The organism is Pseudomonas sp. D3 (genome assembly GCF_029320995.1).
Classification (GTDB): domain Bacteria; phylum Pseudomonadota; class Gammaproteobacteria; order Pseudomonadales; family Pseudomonadaceae; genus Aquipseudomonas; species Aquipseudomonas paraveronii.
Map to the genome: position 1 here is coordinate 5,573,854 of NZ_CP119772.1, position 21,147 is coordinate 5,595,000.

The 21,147-nt window shown below is 59.4% G+C and carries 11 protein-coding genes, 2 rRNA genes and 1 pseudogene; 4 read left to right on the forward strand and 10 right to left on the reverse strand.

All coding sequences use genetic code 11. The annotated features are described in order from the left end of the window. Nucleotides 1-3: 3 nt before the first annotated feature. Nucleotides 4-1,521 carry a CoA-acylating methylmalonate-semialdehyde dehydrogenase gene (locus P3S72_RS25800; protein WP_276194883.1) on the reverse strand — a complete coding sequence of 506 codons (1,518 nt, stop codon included), beginning with the start codon at nt 1,519-1,521 and terminating at the stop codon, nt 4-6. A gap of 131 nt (nt 1,522-1,652) precedes the next feature. Here P3S72_RS25800 and P3S72_RS25805 point away from each other — a divergent pair, with 131 nt between their 5' ends. The 3 genes and pseudogenes from P3S72_RS25805 to P3S72_RS25815 form a co-directional block, all read left to right on the forward strand. Then, a complete protein-coding gene (locus P3S72_RS25805; protein WP_276194884.1) occupies nt 1,653-2,600 on the forward strand; it encodes a LysR family transcriptional regulator in 948 nt (315 codons plus the stop codon). Nucleotides 2,601-2,983: 383 nt separating this feature from the next. Next, nucleotides 2,984-4,309, forward strand: a complete 1,326-nt coding sequence (locus tag P3S72_RS25810) for a hypothetical protein (RefSeq protein ID WP_276194885.1) — start codon at nt 2,984-2,986, stop codon at nt 4,307-4,309. A gap of 23 nt (nt 4,310-4,332) precedes the next feature. Beyond that, a pseudogene (locus P3S72_RS25815) lies at nt 4,333-4,448 on the forward strand (LysR family transcriptional regulator); the annotation flags it as partial. A gap of 73 nt (nt 4,449-4,521) precedes the next feature. On the opposite strand, the gene P3S72_RS25820 reads toward P3S72_RS25815, so the two are convergent. Next, nucleotides 4,522-4,677, reverse strand: a complete 156-nt coding sequence (locus P3S72_RS25820; protein WP_276194886.1) for a DUF1508 domain-containing protein — start codon at nt 4,675-4,677, stop codon at nt 4,522-4,524. An 829-nt stretch (nt 4,678-5,506) separates the two neighbouring features. On the opposite strand from P3S72_RS25820, the gene P3S72_RS25825 reads away from it, so the two are divergent. Further along, the gene (locus tag P3S72_RS25825; RefSeq protein WP_247404237.1) at nt 5,507-5,797 is read left to right on the forward strand and encodes a DUF3077 domain-containing protein; all 291 of its coding nucleotides are present in this window, start codon (nt 5,507-5,509) and stop codon (nt 5,795-5,797) included. A 144-nt stretch (nt 5,798-5,941) separates the two neighbouring features. Here the strand turns inward: P3S72_RS25825 and P3S72_RS25830 are convergent, their stop codons facing one another. The 8 genes from P3S72_RS25830 to P3S72_RS25865 all read right to left on the reverse strand — a co-directional run bounded on the left by P3S72_RS25830 (nt 5,942) and on the right by P3S72_RS25865 (nt 20,906). Next, nucleotides 5,942-6,433, reverse strand: a complete 492-nt coding sequence (locus P3S72_RS25830) for an OmpA family protein (protein WP_247404240.1) — start codon at nt 6,431-6,433, stop codon at nt 5,942-5,944. Nucleotides 6,434-6,437: 4 nt separating this feature from the next. Next, nucleotides 6,438-7,700, reverse strand: a complete 1,263-nt coding sequence (locus tag P3S72_RS25835) for a diguanylate cyclase (RefSeq protein WP_247404242.1) — start codon at nt 7,698-7,700, stop codon at nt 6,438-6,440. Further along, nucleotides 7,697-8,272 (reverse strand): YfiR family protein, encoded by a 576-nt coding sequence (locus P3S72_RS25840; RefSeq protein ID WP_276194887.1) that lies wholly within the window; start codon nt 8,270-8,272, stop codon nt 7,697-7,699. Before P3S72_RS25840 ends, P3S72_RS25835 begins: the two co-directional genes overlap by 4 nt. A 143-nt stretch (nt 8,273-8,415) precedes the next feature. Then, entirely contained in the window at nt 8,416-10,485 is a 2,070-nt protein-coding gene (recD, locus tag P3S72_RS25845; RefSeq protein WP_276194888.1) for an exodeoxyribonuclease V subunit alpha, read from the reverse strand. Continuing rightward, nucleotides 10,482-14,156, reverse strand: a complete 3,675-nt coding sequence (gene recB, locus P3S72_RS25850) for an exodeoxyribonuclease V subunit beta (protein WP_276194889.1) — start codon at nt 14,154-14,156, stop codon at nt 10,482-10,484. The genes recD and recB overlap by 4 nt, the downstream gene beginning before the upstream one ends. Further along, complete coding sequence (gene recC, locus P3S72_RS25855) at nt 14,153-17,605, reverse strand: exodeoxyribonuclease V subunit gamma (protein WP_276194890.1); 3,453 nt, start codon at nt 17,603-17,605, stop codon at nt 14,153-14,155. The genes recB and recC overlap by 4 nt, the downstream gene beginning before the upstream one ends. Before the next feature lie 136 nt (nt 17,606-17,741). Next, nucleotides 17,742-17,857: ribosomal RNA gene (rrf, locus tag P3S72_RS25860) — 5S ribosomal RNA — on the reverse strand. Nucleotides 17,858-18,014: 157 nt separating this feature from the next. After that, nucleotides 18,015-20,906 (reverse strand): 23S ribosomal RNA (locus P3S72_RS25865). Nucleotides 20,907-21,147 lie beyond the last annotated feature (241 nt).

Genomic DNA, 21,147 nt, shown 5'->3' on the forward strand with positions numbered 1-21,147 from the left:
GAATCAGCGCAGGTTGATGGTGGTGTTGACGCCATCGTTGACCGTGTCGTCATCGAACCAGCGGCTGGTGACGGTTTTGGTCTGGGTGTAGAACTGCACCACTTGCTTGCCATACGGGCCCAGGTCGCCGAGCTTGGAACCGCGCGAACCGGTGAAGCTGAAGAACGGCACCGGCACCGGGATCGGGATGTTGATGCCGACCTGGCCGACGTCGATTTCGCTCTGGAACTTACGCGCCGCCGCCCCGCTCTGGGTGAACAGGCCGGTGCCGTTGCCGAACGGGTTGGCGTTGACCAGCGCGATGGCTTCATCGAGGGTATCGACCTCCAGCACCACCAGCACCGGGCCGAAGATTTCCTGGGTGTAGATCTGCATAGAGGGGGTCACGCCCGAGAACAGGGTCGGACCGACAAAGTTGCCTTGCTCGAAGCCCGGCACCTGGATACCACGACCGTCCAGCTCCAGATTGGCGCCTTCTTTTACGCCGCTTTCGATCAGCTCCAGGATGCGCGCCTTGGCACGCTTGGAAATCACCGGGCCGACGTCCGTGCCCGCTTCGCTGCCGGCATTGACCTTGAGCTTCTGCGCCAGCGCCTTCAGATCGGGCAGCCATTGCTTGGCCGCGCCCACCAGCACCACCACCGAAGTGGCCATGCAACGCTGGCCCGCCGCGCCGAAACCGGCACCGACCAGCGCGTTGAGGGTGTGTTCGCGGTTGGCATCCGGCAGCACCACCGCATGGTTCTTGGCGCCCATCATCGATTGCACGCGCTTGCCGTGTTTGCCGGCCAGGTCGTACACATGGGTGCCCACGGCGGTCGAACCGACGAACGACACCGCCTTGATGTCTTTATGCGTGCAGAGCGCGTCCACCACGTCCTTGCCGCCGTGTACTACGTTGAGTACACCGGCCGGCACACCGGCTTCCAGCGCCAGCTCCACCAGCAGCATCGTCGACAGCGGGTCTTGCTCGGAAGGCTTGAGGACAAAAGTGTTACCGCAGGCAATCGCCATCGGGAACATCCACAGCGGAATCATCGCCGGGAAGTTGAACGGGGTAATCCCGGCGCACACGCCGATGGGCTGGCGCAGGGTGTAGGTGTCGACACCGCCGGCGACGTTTTCAGCGAACTCGCCCATTTGCAGGGTGCCGATGGAACAGGCGTGCTCCACCACTTCCAGGCCACGGAAAATATCGCCCTCGGCATCGGCAATGGTCTTGCCCTGCTCGGCGCTGAGGACTACGGCGATGCGCTTGGAGTGCTCGCGGATCAAGGCTTGCAGCTTGAGCATGATGCGCATGCGGGCGCCGATCGGGGTCAGCTTCCAGGTCTGGAAGGCGCGATGGGCGGCGTCGATGGCGGCGTTAACTTCATCGGCGGTGGCGAACGGGACTTTGGCCAGCACTTGCTGGGTGGCCGGGTTGACGATGTCTTGCCAGTGGGTGGTCGTTGACTCGACCCATTCACCGTTGATCAGCAACTTGACCTGTTGCACGGAAATATCGGCAGATGCGTTCATGTGGTCTCCAATTTGTATTTATAGGCAGAGAACCAAGGCGTTGAATCGCCTTGAGGATGAGGCGTTCGGACTGTTTTTGGAGTATAGATATGCAAACTTCTAATAAGAACGCACATAAAAGCCGGTCCAATATGCAAAAAAACATCACATCGCTGGGCGCCCTGAACTGGGATGACCTGAAGTTTTTCCTCGAAGTGGCCCGCACCCGCAAGGCCAGCGTCGCCGCCAAGCGCCTGGCGGTGGACTACACCACCGTGTCGCGGCGCATCAGTTCGCTGGAAGTCTCACTCGGCACCCTGCTGTTCGAAAAATCCCGGACCAGCGGCTTCGTCCTCACCAACGAAGGCCAGCGTTTGCTGGGCTACGCCGAATCCATCGAAAGCACCTTGCACATGGCCTGCGAACAAGTCTCCGGCTCCGGCATGGCGCTGTCCGGGCATGTCCGCATGGGCTGCACCGAAGGTTTCGGCAGCTTCTTCGTCACCCCGCAACTGAGCCACTTCGTCGATACCTACCCGGCGATCTCGGTCGACATCCTGCCCCTGCCTCACTTCATCAGCCTGTCCAAGCGCGAAGCCGACATCGTCATCGCCCTGGAACGCCCGGAACACGGGCCGTATGTGTGCTGCAAACTGTGCGACTACAAGCTGCAGCTGTACGCGACCCAGGACTACCTCGACCAACACCCACCCATCCACCGCCCGGCGGATCTGGCAGAGCATCCGTTCATCAGCTACGTCGACGACCTGGCCTTCAGCTCGGAGCTGCTGTACCTGGCCAACGTAGTCCCCGGCGCCAGCGCCAGCCTGCGCAGCACCAGCGTGATCGCGCAGTACGTGGCGGCGCAGCAAGGACGGTCGATGGCGATTTTGCCGTGCTTTTTGGCAGCGCAAGATCCACGGTTATTGCCGGTGCTCGGGGAGCAGATTGCGGTTACGCGGCAGTTTTGGATGTATTGCCGGGAGGATTTGAGGAAGTTGAAACGGATTACGTTGTTGTGGGACTACATACGCGAGGTGACGGAGCAGAATCGGGGGTTGTTGATGGGGGAGACGCGGGAGATGCGGTTCTTAGACTGAGGAACTACAAGGAGTAAGGGAGACCTATTCCTAACGACCTCATCAGACACTTGGCAACAGGTTGTGACGGTCGAAAGGGTTCTTACAGTGGCGAGCATAAGCGCGAATAGGTCCCCATGCTTATGTCGGCCTACCCCTGAGCGAGGGCACCAGAGGGAACCTGCAAAAGCATGACACAATGAGGTGACTTCTCGAAAATTTCTGTTTTTCTCCCATTAATACCTTGGGTACATAAAGTCAAAAACCATTTATCGAGGACACCAGCATTGCCGAATTCCGTATGACGTTATAGCTTAAGCCTCACGAATGGCGAAATGCCACTTACAATCTAACAATGGGGAATAGGCTGGTCGCCTTCCCCAATACAATCAAGGAAGAAGCACATGCTCCCCATCGTACCGAAGCCACCTGCACCAATTCTTCCTGCACTTCTAACCACGGTTCTTCCAGCCTTAGATTCATTAACAGCAGCACTCGGCATTCCCAGAACAGTACTGGCAAGCGAAGAAGAAATCGAATATGCGTGGAGAGATTTACCAAGAGAGCTTCGGGAGATCCCAGCTCCATTGCGGGGAGAATTGATTGCGAGAATGTGTGTCGCGGTGAGTACAGGTTTGTTCGATAGCGCGATGAACTACATCTGGAACGCCGCCATTATACAGCTCCGAACGAAAGTTCGAAATTTCGGCCTCCCTATAGTCGCTCAAATCCTTCAATCTGATTTCGAAGAGAAACACCTACTTGAGCTTCAAGACAGCCGCCTCCTTGAACTTTCGCTAAAACTGAATTTAGTCAACGAGGACGGTTTCTTTTTTCTCGATCAGTGCCGTGACGTCCGAAACAATTTTTCTGCCGCGCACCCAACTATTGGTACTGTAAACGATCGTGAGTTTACGATATTCCTTAATAGATGTGTCAGGTACGCACTCGCGGACGCCTCCTCCCCACGAGGTGTCGACATCGGCGCTTTCATCAGTGCAATTAAAGGTGCGCGATTTAATGCGAACCAGAACGGAGTTTGGGTCCAGCGCCTTTCCGAAACTCACGATGCTCAGCGCCAAATGTTAGTAGTTATGGTTCATGGCATCTACTGCGATCCCAAAACTTCCGAGCAATCCCGAATTAATGCGTTAGAAGTATGTAACGCACTAAAAGATGGCTTTACTGCCGACCTTCGATCTGATCTCGTGAATAAGCACAGCGAGTATGCCGCAAAGGGTGACGAACCTCGTCATTCAGCATCACTCCAGTTCTTCGAGAAACTGGGGCTTCTGGCACTACTTAACGAATCAGAACAACATGCTGTCTTTTATCGAGCAATCGAACGTTTGTGGAACGTGCATAATGGCACAAACAATTTCTATAACGAGCCACCTTTTGCCGAACGCCTTCTGGAGTTATCAAAGCAAGGAGCTATCCCTGAGACAATCCAAGAGCAATTTGTACAGGCAGTTGTTTGTTGCATGATTGGAAATGGATACGGTGTTTCTTGGGCAGCAGTGCCAAGCTACGAACAACTGATTCGTTCATTTTCACCTCGGGAGGTTGCTATGATGATAGGTTCCGCTGCCACACCAGCGACTATTCTCGCCCGCCGAATTTTAAGCCATGCTTCATGTCTACAGCGATTTAAGCACACCCTAACACTCATAGATCCCACCAGTGTTCCGAGTAGTGTGAAGGCGGCATACGACTTCTATATGAAATAATCTATTAAATTTTTACGTCTTGATTCTGGACGTATTGCCGGGAGGACTTGCGCAAGTTAACGCGGATTACGTTGTCATGGAGCAGAATCAGGGGTTGTTGATGGCGGAGATGCGGGAGATGCGGTTCTTCGCTCGTTGATGCTGGCATGTACACAAAAAGAGTATCAAGTCAGAGGAGGGCTGCAGGCCCTCCCCCGACTCAATCCAAAGGCTTAAGCGCCTTTGTAGCCGTTTCGCTGCGCGTTAGCTAGGCAGTCTGAGCGGTTGACGTAGCCTTGCGAAGAAGCACCAACGATATTGCCGTTAGGTGCTGTTCGACGCCAGCGCCACTCGCCGCCTGCATCTTTGTAAAATTCCCACTTATCCATAATTGACTACCTGCATTTTGATGTAAAAACACCAACTTCTTTCCCAAAACCTATAGGAAGAGACTGCTTGGCCTTCCATGACAGAAAATTCTGACCATGCCCTCACAAAATGGGGCCGACAGAGACAATTTCAAGGCCTTTTGCCACTAAAAAGCCAGCTTTCACGATATCTCGTCAAAGCCTCAACCTTCCTTCCTATCTGCGCGGTCCTTTAGCACCAATCAAAGTCAAACGCAGGGGCCCTTGCCGCAGCGTCTCAGCAGGTTTCATGCCACCAAGCAAACAAAAAAGCATTCCAGCGATCATCTCAACTGTTTATGCCAAAGACGTATGTACTAAACACAATAGTGTCTGAAGCGTGCTCCGTGAGCCACATGGGGAGGCGTGAGTTACAGGGCCCCTTAGATATCCGTAACGGTAGCCGACGAATGATGTGAAGAATGGGAACCTGGTGTTGTTAATGTGGTGGGAGCTGGAGATGCTGCGTGCGGATTAAAGGGCCAGCAACGACGATTCGCTTTAAATTGCAGGACGATTCCTAGAGAATCTCCCCCCTATTGCGCCATAGGATTTGAGTGTCTAGCCTCCTCGGGTCGCTGCAAAACAGCGATTGGGTTTAGCGACCCGAGAAACGTAGATACGACCTCCTCAACTACTTCGGCTGGCATTTTTTGCCAGCTTTATCGTGTTATGGCGGCTGTGCGCGGGAGACCTTCGGGGTCTACCGGGTTCCTAGGTTACCGGTTCGCTAACCTGCGTACAGCTGCCACCTCTCCATGTTTAGCGACATGCCGTGGCAGTTTCTACTTCTTAACCTAAGAGAAACACCATGACCAAAATCGTCCCCGATCCACCGCTTTCGTCCTTCACCACCCTCGGCGTCGTCACCTTCGGCGACTACGGCGAAAACGAAAAACCACTGTTCCGCGTCAACGCGGGCATGCCGCTCGGCGAAGCGCTGGAGCACGCCTCTACCCTGCTTTACTACGCCAAGAAACTCGCGATGGAAGCCGCCATGGATGTGCGCGGCGAGCAATACGCCTGGGCGGCGCATTATCTGTGTGAGATGGGCAAGGCGGTGGTGGATGACTTGACGCAGGCGCTGACGCCGAGCGGTTAAGCGAACACGGTATAAATGTGGGAGGGAGCTTGCTCCCGATAGCAGTGTGACAGCCAACACATCTATTGGCTGACACACCGCCATCGGGGGCAAGCCCCCTCCCACATTTTGATTGCATTTCACACATTGGAACGGGTGAGTCGCTTAGTCGGCACTCACTACAATCGACACTCGCCGATTCTCGGTGCGCCCTGCGGCGGTGTCGTTGGCGGTCACCGGCTGGCTGCTGCCCAGGCCGCGCAGTTGGATGTTTTGTTCTTTCATCCCCACGTGGGTCAGCACCGTGGCGACGCTTTTGGCGCGGCGCAGGGACAGTTGCTGGTTATAGCTCTCTTTACCCGAGGTGTCGGTGTGGCCGTCAATGCGCACGCGGTCGATGCCCACGCCCAGCAACGCCTTGCCGATGCGCTCGACGATTTCCGTGCTGGGGGCGTTGAGGCTTTCTACGTCGCTGCCGAACAGTACTTTGCCCGACAGGCCGAACGCCCAGCCGTCGTCGGTCGGTTCGAAGCCTTGTTGCTTGAGGACCGCGACTTGCGCCGGGCTCAGGCCTTTGGGGGGCGCGGTCTGGCAGCCGCTCAGGGCCAACAGGGCCACGAATAAGGTGATAAACACAACGCGTGCGGTCAAGAACAAGGGATCAACTCCTGTGGTGAACGTTGACGACAGGGAGCTCCGTCTCCGCCGTTTGCTGGCCGCCCAGTGACAACCGTTTGGCCTGGTACATCGCCGCATCGGCGGCGTTGAGCAGGGCGCCGGGGGTGGCGCCATGATCGGGGTAGATGGCGATGCCGATGCTCAGGGAGGTTAACACTTCGGTGTTGCCCGGCACCGGGATCGGCACGTCCATGCTGGCAATGATTTTGTCGGCGATGCGCTGGGCATCTTCAACCTTGTGCAGCGGCGACAGCAGGATGGCGAACTCGTCGCCGCCCAGGCGTGCCACCAGGTCATCTTCGCGCAATTGCGCACGCACGCGGGTGGCAACGGCCACCAGCACTGCGTCGCCGGCGGCGTGACCGTAGTTGTCGTTGATGTCTTTGAAGCGGTCACTGTCGAGGAACAGCACCGCCACCCGCTCGTTGGCCTTGGCGGCGCAGCGCAGGGCACGGATCAAACGGCCTTCGAAGAACGCGCGGTTGGGCAGGCCGGTCAGGCTGTCGTGGTTGGCCTGGTGGGTAAGGCTTTCGTTTTCGCTTTGCAGGTGGTTTTGCCAGGCTTGCATTTCTTCCAGCAGGGCATTGAAGTCGTTGCCCAGGCTGTCGAGTTCGGCGATTTGTGCCGGTGGCACGCGGCGGTCAAAGTCGCGTTCGACGCGCGCGGCATGGGCCACCGTCGCGAGGCTATGCAACGGCCCGGTAATCCCGCGCAACAGGCGCCGCGCCAAATACAGGCCGACCCAGGCGCTGAGGGCGGTGCAGATCAGAATCCCGGCCAGGCCGCTGAGCAAAAAGCGCAACAGACTGGCGCCGTGACCCGTCAGGTGAATGCTGCCGATGGTGCGCCCCTGGTGAACGATCGGCTGGCTGATCGGCTGTTCGAGCAGGGAGTGGGCCAATTGCAGTTCGACCCGGGACAGCATCCCGGTTTCCGGCCGTAGCCACTGCGCCAACAGCTGGCCGTTGGCATCGAAGACTTGGGCCTCGGCCACTTCTTCGGTGGCGGCGATCAGGCTAAGAGCCTCGGTGGCCGCCGCACGGTCGTTGAACACCACCGCCGCTTCCACGGTGTAATTGATGGAACGCGCGATCAGGTCCAGGTTGTGCTCCGCGTAGACGCGCAACGCCAGCACCCCGAGCAGGGTCAGGGACACACTGGCCAGCGTCACCGCCACCAGCGCCAGGATCAAGTGCCCGCGACCGATGACCGAGCGCAGCGTCGGTCGCACGTTTTCGTTGCTCATGGCGTCGGCGCTCGACGGCGCGACAGCTGCAACACGCTGGGGTGAATGCGCACGCCGCTGCGGGCCACGGAGTCGAGGTTGACCTCGAACGACACCTGCTCATCGCCCACGCGCAGGCAAAACAGGCTGCCGACGGTGCATTGGCCGCCGCCTTCGCTGATGCTCAGCACCGGGTGGCCCATCAATGAAGCAAACAAACGGCTGCGCTCATCGACACTGAGTTCGCCGATGTACACGGCGTCGCAGGCATTGACGATATCGGGGTTGTCGGCCAGCAGGCGCTGCACCAACACCGGGCGGCCGGTGGCCTGGGTGGTGCCTTTGACCAGATCGTCGGTGTACTGGGTCGGCCCAACGATGCACAGGCGCAATTGCGTCGGTTCCACCGGCCAGCGCGCATAACTGAGGATGCCCAGCACCACCTGGGTCACCGCCTGGGCACGGGAATCGGCCATGCCGACGGGGCTGGCCATCTCGGCAAAAGCACGCGGCGCGAGCAGGCACAGCAGCGCCACCAGTAACATGTGTCTCCAGCTCAAGCGATGCCCTGTGGGCGAGACAGCCACGTTCATGCAGCGACTCTCTTAGATATTAGCGAGGGGTGATGCCGCAACGATAGCACAGCGGCGGAAAGCCCCACGAGGCAACGCCTCGAAGGGTCCCGCTATTTTTTCAGAAAAATCAGACGCTCGAATCAGAAATACCTAAGGACCGATCAGTCCGTTTTTCCTGGCTCATGGCCCAACTCCAGCATCAACCCGCTCAGGCGCTTGACCTTGCGCCGCACGGCTTCCTCAAATACCCCGCCGCGTGGCTCGATCAGGCTGAACCAGCGCTTGGCGCGGGTGATGCCGGTGTAGATCAGCTCTTTGGTGAGCACCGGGTTCAGCGCATCCGGCAGGATCAACGCGGTGTGGGTGAACTCGGAGCCCTGGGATTTGTGTACGGTCATGGCGTACACGGTTTCCACGTCGTTGAGCCGGCTGGGCAGTACAAAGCGCACGCCGCCCTGGCCGTCGTTACGTGGGAAGGCCACGCGCAACACGTGGGAGCCGCCGTCGCTTTCGGGCAGCTTCAGGGCGATGCCGATATCGCCGTTCATCAGGCCCAGGCCGTAATCATTGCGGGTCATCAGCACCGGGCGGCCTTCGTACCATTGCTCATCGCTGTCGATCAGCCGCGCTTTACGCAAGGCTGCGGTGATGCGCAGGTTCAGCCCTTCCACGCCCCAAGGGCCCTTGCGCACGGCGCAGAGCAGTTGGAAGGCGTCAAAGGCTTGCAGCAGTTGTTGTGCCCAGTGGGTCCAGGCGGGGTCGTCACGCGGGGTGTCGGCAGGTGGACGCGCAGCGTGCAGCAGGTTCAGGTAAGCGCGATACCCTTCGGCGCCGTCGCCCGGCCCATCCAGCACCAGGCGTTCCAGTGCGTGGTCGTGTTCGCCCTTGAGGCTGACGCAGAACAAATCGCGGTGGCTGCCGGCGGCCAGCAACCGCCGGGCTTCTTCGGCGTTTTGCTGGTTGACCCAGCGCGCCAGTTGGCCGATGCCGCTGCCTTCGCCGAAGCGCCGCGAGTAGCGCAGCATCACCACTTGCTGGGCCAGCGGGTGGCTGCCGTCGCGGTCTTCCTGCAGGCCGCTGTTGCCCAGGTCTTCGCCACTGACCGCTTGCAGCCATTGGCGGGTGTCGGGGCTGTACCAGCCGGCCTCGGCATCGCGGCACAGATCGCCAAGTACGGCGCCGGCCTCGACCGAGGCGAGCTGGTCCTTGTCGCCCAGCAGCACCAAGCGTGCGTGGGGCGGCAAGGCGTCGAGCAGGTTGGCCATCATTTCCAGGTCGATCATCGAGGCTTCATCCACCACCAGCACATCCAGCGGCAATGGATTGCCCAAGTGATGACGGAAGTGACGGGTGCCCGGGCGGCTGCCCAACAGGCGGTGGACGGTGGTGACCTGGGTCGGGATTTTTTCGCGCACGCTGTCAGGCACTTTCAGCGACAGCACTTGCTGGCTGATGGATTCGGTGAGCCGTGCGGCGGCTTTACCGGTGGGCGCTGCCAGACGAATGCGCAACGGGCTGCCGGCTTCCACGGCCGGCGCCTGCAACAGGGCGAGCAGGCGCACCACGGTGGTGGTCTTGCCGGTGCCGGGGCCGCCGGTGACGATACTGAAGGCACCACGCGTGGCCAGGGCGCAGGCGAGTTTCTGCCAGTCGATCACGCCATCCGGCGGCGCTTGGTCGAACAGGCCATTCAGGCGCTGGGGCAGATCGGCGGCGAGGTTTTCTTCTGTGGCCAGGCGCAAGCGCAAGGCGCTGTCGATGCGCCGTTCGTAGGTCCAATAGCGGCGCAGGTACAGGCGTTTTCCGCACAGCACCAACGGGCGGCTTTGCGCGGCCTCGCTGCCGTCGACAGCCAACGCGACCAACGGGCTGGTGGCCAGGGCGTGGCACCAATGGCCGCCGTCCAGTCCATCGAGCAGTTGCGACGGCAGCAGCATGGCGCCGGTTTGCAGGTCGCCTTCCGGCGGCAGCGACAGGGCGAAATCCGGCGCCTTGAGGGTTTCGAACAGGTCCAGGCACACATGACCGTGGCCCAGTTGATGGCTGGTCAGGGCCGCAGCCAGCAACACCAAGGGGTCGGCCTGTGGATCGAGTTCGTGCAGAAAGCCGACGAACGCCTTATCCAGCGCGCGCAGCCAGCCACGCTCGACCCACCGCTCGAACAGTTGCACCAGGTCGGCGGCGCGGCTGAGGGGCATCAGCGCCTCCAGCGGTAACGGCGACAGGCTCATAGCAACACTCCTTGTTCCCAGGCGGGCTCAGCCTTGGGCGGTAACGATTGGCCTTGGAACATCAGGTCCAGGCTCTCGATCAGCGCGCGTGGCGGCCGCGTGAAGTACGCCCCATGGCTGGCGGCCCGAGTGCCGCGCAGGAACAGATAGAGCGCGCCGCCGACATGCCGGTCGTAGTCGTAATCCGCCAGGCGCGCCTTGAGTTGGCGATGCAGGGCGAGCAGGTAAAGCACGTATTGCAGGTCGTACCGATGCTCAAGGATCGACTGTTCCATGGCTTGCTGGGTGTAGGCCGAATCATCGGGGCCGAGCCAGTTGGATTTGTAGTCGGCCACGTAGTAACGGCCGTCGTGTTCGAAAGTCAGGTCGATAAAACCCTTGAACATGCCGTTGAGCAACACCGGTTCTGCCGCGACGCGGGAGACGCCGTTGTGGGTGTACTGGCACACCAGCTTGTCGAGGGCGAGCACGTCGACTTTATGGCTGGCGAACCAGAACTCCATTTCGATCTGGTAGTGCTGCAGGCCGCTGAGCGTGACCTGGTCGTTATCCAGCGGCAGTGGCGTTTGCAGCAGATGGCCGAGCCAACCGCTGAGCGTCATGATCCAGCCTTCCCAATTGCGGCGGTTGCAGCGCGCGCCCACGGCCTTTTCGATCGCCTGCGCGGTCACGTCGAAACCGTCTTCGCCCGCCCACTCCAACAGTCCATGGAGGAAGGTGCCGGGGTTAGGCCCACGTGGGAAACGGTGAATATCGCCGCCGGACGCCGCCACTTCACGCGGTGCGTCAGGGTCGAGGCGTTCGTCGTCGAACAGCTTCTGGGCTTGTGGGCTTTCCGGCGCTTCGAGGCTGGCGGCGCTCATGCTGTCGCCGATGCGCAAAGCGCTGTAGGACGCGATCCACCAGTTTTCCGCAGCCTTGCGCTTGGGCAGCAGGGGCGCCAGCAACGTGGCTTCGTTACGCGGCGGGTAGAAGAGGCTGGCTTGTGATTCGGGCACCGGCGCGTAATGCACGGCGCAACAGCCTTCCTGTAGATCCAGCAACCAGCGCGCCAAGCCGGCGGACTCAGCCAGCGCGGCACCGGCGCCGAGCAAATAGCCCAGGGCCGACAGGTGCAGCACGGAGCTGTTGTTATTGCCGCGCTTGAGGTCGGCAATACCCAGCCAGCACGCGTGTTTGGCGCGGGTCAGGGCGACGTAGAACAGACGCAGGTCTTCCGCCAGGCGCTCGTCATCGGCCTGGGCAATCAACTCGACGGTCGGGCGCAGGCTGACCTGGGACTTGCCGTTGGCATCGTGGTAATGCAGCGGCAAGCGGCTGCCATCCACCGGTTTGGCCGAGCAGATGAAGGGCAGGAACACCAGGTCGTATTCCAAGCCCTTGGATTTGTGGATGGTCACCACCTTGACCAGTTGCTCGTCGCTTTCCAGGCGCAGGATCTGTTCTTCACCGGCCTGCCCCGACAGCGCGAGGTGTTCGGCCAGGTGGCGGATCAAGGCCTGTTCGCCGTCCAGTTCGGAGGCCGCCTGTTGCAGCAGTTCGCTGAGGTGCAACAGGTTGGTCAGCACGCGCTCGCCATCACTGCGGGCGATCAGGGTTTGCGGCAGTTTGAAGTCGTGCAGCAGGCGACGCAGCATCGACAGCACGCCTTGGCTGCGCCAGATCGCACGGTAGCCACGGAACTGCATCACGCGGCTTTCCCACGCCAGTTCGTCTTGGTTCAGACGCTCAAGTTCCGGCAGTGACAGGTTCAAGGTGACGCAGGCCAGCGCGGCGCGCAGCGGGCGTTCGACGTCCGGCTCAGCGCAGGCCTTGAGCCAGGCCAGCAGGTCGTGCGCCTCCTGGGCGGCGAACACCGAGTCCTTGTCCGACAAGTACACGCTGCGCACGCCACGGGCGGCCAACTCGCCGCGCACGGCTTGGGCTTCCTTGGCGTCGCGCACGAGGATGGCGATGTCCGACGGCAACACGCCGTTGAAGCTGCCGTCCGCTTGTAGGAAACCCGCACTGCCTTGCTGCCCTCCGTTGAGCAACTCGACAATCTGTGTGGCGCAGGCAGCGGCCAGTTGCTGACGATAAACCGCGTTGGACATCGGCTGATCGGTGGGCAGGTGCCAGAGGTTCAGCGCGGGTAGCGTCTGACCATCGACCTGCAGTTGCTCCTTGCGGCCTTGGGACAGCACCGGCTGGAACGGCACCGGGTTTTCGCCACTCGGCTTACGGAACAGAAACGCGCCACGGCCGGTTTCCGCACGCTGGAACACATGGTTGACCGCCTCGACCATCGGGTGGCTGGAGCGGAAGTTGGTGCCCAGGGTGTGGTGGCGGCCGGTGGTGGATTGGCGTGCGCGCAGGTAGGTGTAGATGTCGGCGCCGCGGAAGGCGTAGATCGCTTGCTTGGGGTCGCCGATCAGGAACAGGCCGCTGTCGAGGTGGTTTTCTTCGATGCGGTAGATGCTGTCGAAGATGCTGTACTGCACCGGATCGGTGTCCTGGAATTCGTCGATCAGGGCGACCGGGAACTGCTCGCGGATCACACTGGCCAGACGCTCGCCGCCGTCGGTTTGCAGGGCGGCGTTGAGGCGGATCAGCATGTCGTCGAAGCCCATTTCGGCGCGCCGGCGTTTTTCATCTTCGAAGCGTTTGCCGACCCACGCGGCGGCGTGTTGCAACACGGCGGCGTCGGGGGTTGGCAACGCATCCAGGCTGGCCTTGAGGCTGGCCATGGCGTCGATGCCCGGGTGATGCGGCGGCTCGCCCTTCCAGGCTTCGGCCATGCCGTCCGGGGTCAGGCGGGTGAAGCCGGTGCCGATGTCCAGCTGTTCGAGGGCTTCGTCAGCGGCCCAGGCGCTGATTTTTTCGAACCAGGGTTCGAAGTAACGCGCTTGCATCTTGCGCCCATCGACGGCTTTGGCGGCGACGGCTTGCAGGCAGAGGTCGCGCAACTCGCCGGCCCATTGCTGCCACGGCGCTTTGAGGGCGACCAGGGCGTCGCGGCGTTCCTGCAGGCACGCGCTGATCAGCTCGGCCGGCTCGCGGCTTTCACCGGTGGGCCGTTCGCTGCCAAACAGCGCGCGCACCCGAGGCATCAGCGCGGCCGGGCCACCCCAGTTGTTGCGGACCCAGTTGAGCGCATCGTCGTGCATCGGATAGCAAAACAGGCGCCAGTAGTCGCGCAGCACTTCGCCGAGCAGGTCGCTGTGGTCGGTTTCCAGAGTCTGGGTGAACAGACTACCGCTGTCGAAGGCGTGTTCGCGCAGCATGCGCTGGCACCAACTGTGGATGGTCGAAACGGCGGCTTCGTCCATCCATTGCGCAGCGATGTCCAGACGGTTGGCGCAGGCGGGCCATTGCTCGGGCGCGTATTGATCGCGCAGTTCGGCGATCAGGGCGTCGGGCGGTTGGATCTCATCGCGGAAGAACCGCGCAGCTTCGGCCAAGCGGATGCGGATGCGTTCGCGCAGCTCTTTGGTGGCGGCGTCGGTAAAGGTCACCACGAGGATTTGCGGCGGCAACAGTTCGCGGCCGAAGCCAGCGTCATCGCCGCCGTGACCGAGTACCAGGCGCAGGTATAAGGCGGAAATGGTGAAGGTCTTGCCGGTGCCAGCGCTGGCTTCAATCAGCTGGCTGCCTTTGAGCGGGAAGGCCAGGGCCAAGGGTTTGCTGCTCATGCGCCGGCCTCCTCGCCAGTGAGTGATCGCCAGGGGGCGTTGATCAGGGGGCGATACAAGGTTTCGCACCAGCCTTCGAATTCTTCGCTGGCCACCAGGGCTGCGTAGTCGGGGAATTGCCGGGTGAGCGCGGGGGTTTCGCGGCGTTCGCCATCGGTGTTGATGCCATCGCCTTCGTAGGCTTTACTCGCGGCCGCCGCGGCTTTGGCCGGGTCGGTTTGACCGAGCCAGGCGAACGCGGTTTTAACCGCAACGGGCAGCGGTTTGGCCATGCCGATGTGCCAGGCCAGCAGCAGGTCGCCGAGGATGTCCCGGGCGCTGGAGGGCTCCAGCGGGGCCAGCAGCAAGGTGTCGTCACTGGCCACCAGCGCGGTACTCAACGGCAAGCCGCAGGCGCAGGCGACCAAGTGGTTGACCCACGGGCGAATCAGCCGATGCCACTTGCGGGTCTTGATCGAACCGATGCTGTTGGGGATCGTGGTGACACTCAACAATCCGCCGTCACTGCGCCGATGCAGGCCGCTGATCCAGCCTTCGAGCTGAATGCCTTGATGCTCGAAACTGATCGGTTCCGCCCCAGTGTGTGGCGTGGGCCAAAGGGCCAGCAGTTGTTGATAGCGTTGCAGCAGGCCAGGCAAGGGCTCGATCAGTTCGTTGCGCAGGCACTCGCCGAAACCGACCATGGGCAGCAGGCCACTGCCTTGCAGGCGACGGGCCTGGGCGCTGAGCGCCTGGTCGATATGATCGGGCTGGCTCAGCGCAGCGTTCAGCAAACTGTCGCTCAAGCTGTAGCGTTGTAGGGCATCGAGGACAAAGGGTTCCTCATCGGCCAGCGGCACTTCGGCGGCTTCGAAGAATACTTTCAGACGCTGGCTGAAGAAGTGTTTGACCGGGTTGCGCAGGAAGTCCTGCAACTGGCCGAGGCTCAGGGGTTCTTCCTGTTGATGGGCGGCGAGTTCGGTGGTGTCCGCCGGCGCATCGGTCACCTCGTGTAGCAACTGCCATTCGCGGGCGTAGCTGAACAGCGGGTCACCGGTGTGGAAGTAGCGCGCACTGAAGGGCTGGAGCGGGTGTTCCTGGGTCATTGCGTCAAGCAGCGGTGCGGCGCTTTGGGCGTGGTGCCAGCCGCTGGCGAGATGGTCGCGCAGTTGGCCGATCAATACCGATGCCGGGCGCTCGCTGTTGTCACGAATGCTGCGGCCGACCCAACTGATGTAGAGCTGGTCGCGGGCTGACAGCAGGGCTTCGAGCAGCAGGTAGCGGTCGTCTTCGCGACGTGAGCGGTCGCCGGGGCGGTAGTCGCTGCCCATTAGGTCGAAATCCAGCGGGGGTTGTGCGCGGGGGTAGTCGCCGTCATTCATGCCGAGCAGGCAGACGAGCTTGAACGGGATCGCGCGCATCGGCATCAGGGTGCAAAAATTGACAGCTCCGGCGAGAAAGCGCTGGGACAGGCGCCCTTGGTCAAGGCCGGCGAGCCACGCCTCGCGGACTACGGTGAGCGGTAACTCGTCCTGCAGGCCGACGGACTCGCAGGTTTCCAGCCAGGTTTCCCTGAGCTGTTCGAGCTGGCCCAACAGGTAGTCATCGTGTTCGCTGCTGGGCAGGAAAAACAGCTGCATCAAGCGTTGCAGGCGCTCGCCCCATTCTTGCGGAACCGCAGGTTGTGACAAGGCTTGATGGGCGTCGCTGAGTGCGTCGAGCAACGCGACCAGCGGACCGATCAAGGCCGCGTCGAGGCCACCGATTTCGTCGTAGGGCTCGATACCGTCGCAGGCGACACCCGTGCCCACGGCATAACCCAGCAGCATCCGCCGCAAACCAAATCGCCAGCTGTTTTGCTCGAGTTCGTGGGGCAGGCCAAGACCGGCACGCTGCTCGGCGTTGAGGCCCCAGCGGATGCCGGCGCCTTCGATCCAACGATGCAGCGTGGGCAGGTCGCGTTCCTTGATGGCGAAGCGCTCGCGCAGAGCCGGGACGTCGAGCAGGTCAAGAATTTCACTGACCGGAAAGCGGCTGTCGGGGAGCTTGAGCAGGTGTTCGACGGCGATCAGCAGCGGGTCGCGGCCGCGTTGGCCTTGGTCGGTGAGGGTGAAGGGGATGAAGCGTGGATCGCTGCGGTCCAACTGGCCGAACACTGCACGAATGTGCGGCGCGTAGCTGTCGACGTCGGGGACCATGATGATGATGTCGCGGGGACGCAACGCGGGGTCGGCGCTGAAGCGTTGGAGCAGTTGGTCGTGGAGGATTTCCACTTCGCGTTGGGCGCTGTGGGCGATGTGAAAGCGGATGGAGGTATCGCGCTGCAGATCGACGGCGGGCCATACGTCACGGGTTTCGTTGAGGGGGCGCAGTTCGAGGATATCGTCCTGGAGCTGGTTGAGCAGTGTGGTCGGTTCGCTGTCGCTGAACAGGTCGATGCGGCCGTCGCGAAATGCAGCGCGGTAGCTGTTGGGATCGTCGTAGCTGTCGAGCAGGCTAATGTAGTCACGGCCCTGTTTGCCCCAGGCGGCGAGCAACGGATGCGCATGCTGGTGCAGGGTCTGCGGATCGATGGTGACCGGCATGCCGGCTTTGCGTGCTTGGCGTTTGTATTCGTTACGCAGCAAATCTTTGTCGGCCACGATGTCGGACCAATGGTGGCGACAGGGGTTGTGCACGCAGAGCAGGACCTGACTGAAGCGCGCCAGGCCGGCGAGCGCTTCGAGTGCTTGCGCGGGCAATGAGGAAATGCCAAAAACGATCACTCGAGAAGGCAGCCCTGGCGGCGCTTGCTCAAGGCTGTTGATCCGTTCGATAAAGCGCTGATGCACACCGGCGCGGCTTTGCGCCATGCCCGCTTCCCCCACATCCAGCAGCAGGGCACGCCATAGTTCGGCTTGCCAGCAGTTCGCGGCGTCGAGGGGTTTGGATTCGCCTCGGCCGTTACGCAGTTGATGGCGGCCAGCGGCCCAATCTTCCAGCCAGTCGGCGCGATAGACCTGATATTGGTCGAACAGGTCTGCCAATCGTTCGGCGAGCTGGTAGCGTTTGCGCAGGTCGCTGTCGTCCGTGAGGAAGCGCTGCAGCGGCTCGAAGTACGGTTGATTGATCAGCTCGGGGAGCAGGCGCATCAGGCGCCAAGTCAGCGGGGCTTTATCGAGCAGGGACTTGGGCGGGATTTCGTCGCGCCCCAGGACCATGCGATAGAGCTGCCACATGAAGCTACCGGGCAGTTGCACGTCGATCGCCGCAGCAATGCCGCAGCCGCCCATGTCGTCATCTTCCGGATCTTCGGCCAGGGCCAGTTTGAGCCATTGGGCGATGCCGTTGCTCTGTACCAGGGCGATTTCATTTTCCAGAGGGGCCAGGGGATAACGGCGCATCCAACTGACCACCAGGCTGCGCAATTCGTCCAGGCGGTTGCCGTGAACCACCATGAATCCTGCGCTGAGAGGCGTCGCATCCGGCATAACGGCTTCCTTGGCAAAAGCAAAATCGAGGCGTGGACTTTAGCACTGAAGACTATCGCGATGAGCCTCTTCGCACTTTTCGAGCGGACAAACAAAACCCCTGTCTGCGTAAGCAAACAGGGGTTCTGGAATTTAATCTTGACGATGACCTACTCTCACATGGGGAAACCCCACACTACCATCGGCGATGCATCGTTTCACTGCTGAGTTCGGGATGGGATCAGGTGGTTCCAATGCTCTATGGTCGTCAAGAAATTCGGGTACTGAGTCGTGGCCAGCTGGCCTCGCTTCAGCAAATTGGGTATGTGATAGCTTTCGGTGTTTTGTGAGATTCGAACTTTCGGTTCGTTTCGTCTTCACACACCGCAATCTGATGCTCTTTCGAGTAGTCAAATTGCTTGGGTGTTATATGGTCAAGCCTCACGGGCAATTAGTATTGGTTAGCTCAACGCCTCACAGCGCTTACACACCCAACCTATCAACGTCGTAGTCTTCGACGGCCCTTCAGGGGACTCAAGGTCCCAGTGAGATCTCATCTTGAGGCTAGTTTCCCGCTTAGATGCTTTCAGCGGTTATCTATTCCGAACATAGCTACCCGGCAATGCCACTGGCGTGACAACCGGAACACCAGAGGTTCGTCCACTCCGGTCCTCTCGTACTAGGAGCAGCCCCTCTCAAATCTCAAACGTCCACGGCAGATAGGGACCGAACTGTCTCACGACGTTCTAAACCCAGCTCGCGTACCACTTTAAATGGCGAACAGCCATACCCTTGGGACCGGCTTCAGCCCCAGGATGTGATGAGCCGACATCGAGGTGCCAAACACCGCCGTCGATATGAACTCTTGGGCGGTATCAGCCTGTTATCCCCGGAGTACCTTTTATCCGTTGAGCGATGGCCCTTCCATACAGAACCACCGGATCACTAAGACCTACTTTCGTACCTGCTCGACGTGTCTGTCTCGCAGTCAAGCGCGCTTTTGCCTTTATACTCTACGACCGATTTCCGACCGGTCTGAGCGCACCTTCGTACTCCTCCGTTACTCTTTAGGAGGAGACCGCCCCAGTCAAACTACCCACCATACACTGTCCTCGATCCGGATAACGGACCTGAGTTAGAACCTCAAAGTTGCCAGGGTGGTATTTCAAGGTTGGCTCCACGCGAACTAGCGTCCACGCTTCAAAGCCTCCCACCTATCCTACACAAGCAAATTCAAAGTCCAGTGCAAAGCTATAGTAAAGGTTCACGGGGTCTTTCCGTCTAGCCGCGGATACACTGCATCTTCACAGCGATTTCAATTTCACTGAGTCTCGGGTGGAGACAGCGCCGCCATCGTTACGCCATTCGTGCAGGTCGGAACTTACCCGACAAGGAATTTCGCTACCTTAGGACCGTTATAGTTACGGCCGCCGTTTACCGGGGCTTCGATCAAGAGCTTCGCGTTAGCTAACCCCATCAATTAACCTTCCGGCACCGGGCAGGCGTCACACCCTATACGTCCACTTTCGTGTTTGCAGAGTGCTGTGTTTTTAATAAACAGTCGCAGCGGCCTGGTATCTTCGACCGGCATGAGCTTACGGAGCAAGTCCTTCACCCTCACCGGCGCACCTTCTCCCGAAGTTACGGTGCCATTTTGCCTAGTTCCTTCACCCGAGTTCTCTCAAGCGCCTTGGTATTCTCTACCCAACCACCTGTGTCGGTTTGGGGTACGGTTCCTGGTTACCTGAAGCTTAGAAGCTTTTCTTGGAAGCATGGCATCAACCACTTCGTTAACTAAAAGTTAACTCGTCATCAGCTCTCGGCCTTAGAATCCCGGATTTACCTAAGATTCCAGCCTACCACCTTAAACTTGGACAACCAACGCCAAGCTGGCCTAGCCTTCTCCGTCCCTCCATCGCAATAACCAGAAGTACAGGAATATTAACCTGTTTTCCATCGACTACGCTTTTCAGCCTCGCCTTAGGGACCGACTAACCCTGCGTCGATTAACGTTGCGCAGGAAACCTTGGTCTTTCGGCGTGGGTGTTTTTCACACCCATTATCGTTACTCATGTCAGCATTCGCACTTCTGATACCTCCAGCAAGCTTCTCAACTCACCTTCACAGGCTTACAGAACGCTCCTCTACCGCATCACCTAAGTGATACCCGTAGCTTCGGTGTATGGTTTGAGCCCCGTTACATCTTCCGCGCAGGCCGACTCGACTAGTGAGCTATTACGCTTTCTTTAAAGGGTGGCTGCTTCTAAGCCAACCTCCTAGCTGTCTAAGCCTTCCCACATCGTTTCCCACTTAACCATAACTTTGGGACCTTAGCTGACGGTCTGGGTTGTTTCCCTTTTCACGACGGACGTTAGCACCCGCCGTGTGTCTCCCATGCTCGGCACTTGTAGGTATTCGGAGTTTGCATCGGTTTGGTAAGTCGGGATGACCCCCTAGCCGAAACAGTGCTCTACCCCCTACAGTGATACATGAGGCGCTACCTAAATAGCTTTCGAGGAGAACCAGCTATCTCCGAGCTTGATTAGCCTTTCACTCCGATCCACAGGTCATCCGCTAACTTTTCAACGGTAGTCGGTTCGGTCCTCCAGTTAGTGTTACCCAACCTTCAACCTGCCCATGGATAGATCGCCCGGTTTCGGGTCTATTCCCAGCGACTAGACGCCCTATTAAGACTCGCTTTCGCTACGCCTCCCCTATTCGGTTAAGCTCGCCACTGAAAATAAGTCGCTGACCCATTATACAAAAGGTACGCAGTCACCTAACAAAGTAGGCTCCCACTGCTTGTACGCATACGGTTTCAGGATCTATTTCACTCCCCTCTCCGGGGTTCTTTTCGCCTTTCCCTCACGGTACTAGTTCACTATCGGTCAGTCAGTAGTATTTAGCCTTGGAGGATGGTCCCCCCATATTCAGACAAAGTTTCTCGTGCTCCGTCCTACTCGATTTCATGACTAAGAGATTTTCGCGTACAGGGCTATCACCCACTATGGCCGCACTTTCCAGAGCGTTCCGCTAATCTCAAAGCCACTTAAGGGCTAGTCCCCGTTCGCTCGCCACTACTAAGGGAATCTCGGTTGATTTCTTTTCCTCAGGGTACTTAGATGTTTCAGTTCCCCTGGTTCGCCCCTTACACCTATGTATTCAGTGTAAGGTAACCATCTTATGATGGCTGGGTTCCCCCATTCAGACATCTCCGGATCAAAGTCTGTTTGCCGACTCCCCGAAGCTTTTCGCAGGCTACCACGTCTTTCATCGCCTCTGACTGCCAAGGCATCCACCGTATGCGCTTCTTCACTTGACCATATAACCCCAAGCAATCTGGTTATACTGTGAAGACGACATTCGCCGAAAATTCGATAATACTCAATTAAGAGCAACTCACAAATTTTACCTTAGCCTGATCCGTTACCAGTGAAAGTAACGTTCAGTCTATCTTTCTATCACATACCCAAATTTTTAAAGAACGATCTAATCAAAGACTAGAAATCAACATTCACCATCATCACGATGGAATGCTCATTTCTAAGCTCTCAAACTTCAGA

Bases quoted from the DNA above. Each gene is read 5' to 3' on its own strand.
- P3S72_RS25800 (WP_276194883.1), bottom strand. From the start codon at position 1,521: ATGAACGCATCTGCCGATATTTCCGTGCAACAGGTCAAGTTGCTGATC.
- P3S72_RS25805 (WP_276194884.1), top strand. From the start codon at position 1,653: ATGCAAAAAAACATCACATCGCTGGGCGCCCTGAACTGGGATGACCTG.
- P3S72_RS25810 (WP_276194885.1), top strand. From the start codon at position 2,984: ATGCTCCCCATCGTACCGAAGCCACCTGCACCAATTCTTCCTGCACTT.
- P3S72_RS25820 (WP_276194886.1), bottom strand. From the start codon at position 4,677: ATGGATAAGTGGGAATTTTACAAAGATGCAGGCGGCGAGTGGCGCTGG.
- P3S72_RS25825 (WP_247404237.1), top strand. From the start codon at position 5,507: ATGACCAAAATCGTCCCCGATCCACCGCTTTCGTCCTTCACCACCCTC.
- P3S72_RS25835 (WP_247404242.1), bottom strand. From the start codon at position 7,700: ATGAGCAACGAAAACGTGCGACCGACGCTGCGCTCGGTCATCGGTCGC.
- P3S72_RS25840 (WP_276194887.1), bottom strand. From the start codon at position 8,272: ATGAACGTGGCTGTCTCGCCCACAGGGCATCGCTTGAGCTGGAGACAC.
- recD (WP_276194888.1), bottom strand. From the start codon at position 10,485: ATGAGCCTGTCGCCGTTACCGCTGGAGGCGCTGATGCCCCTCAGCCGC.
- recB (WP_276194889.1), bottom strand. From the start codon at position 14,156: ATGAGCAGCAAACCCTTGGCCCTGGCCTTCCCGCTCAAAGGCAGCCAG.
- recC (WP_276194890.1), bottom strand. From the start codon at position 17,605: ATGCCGGATGCGACGCCTCTCAGCGCAGGATTCATGGTGGTTCACGGC.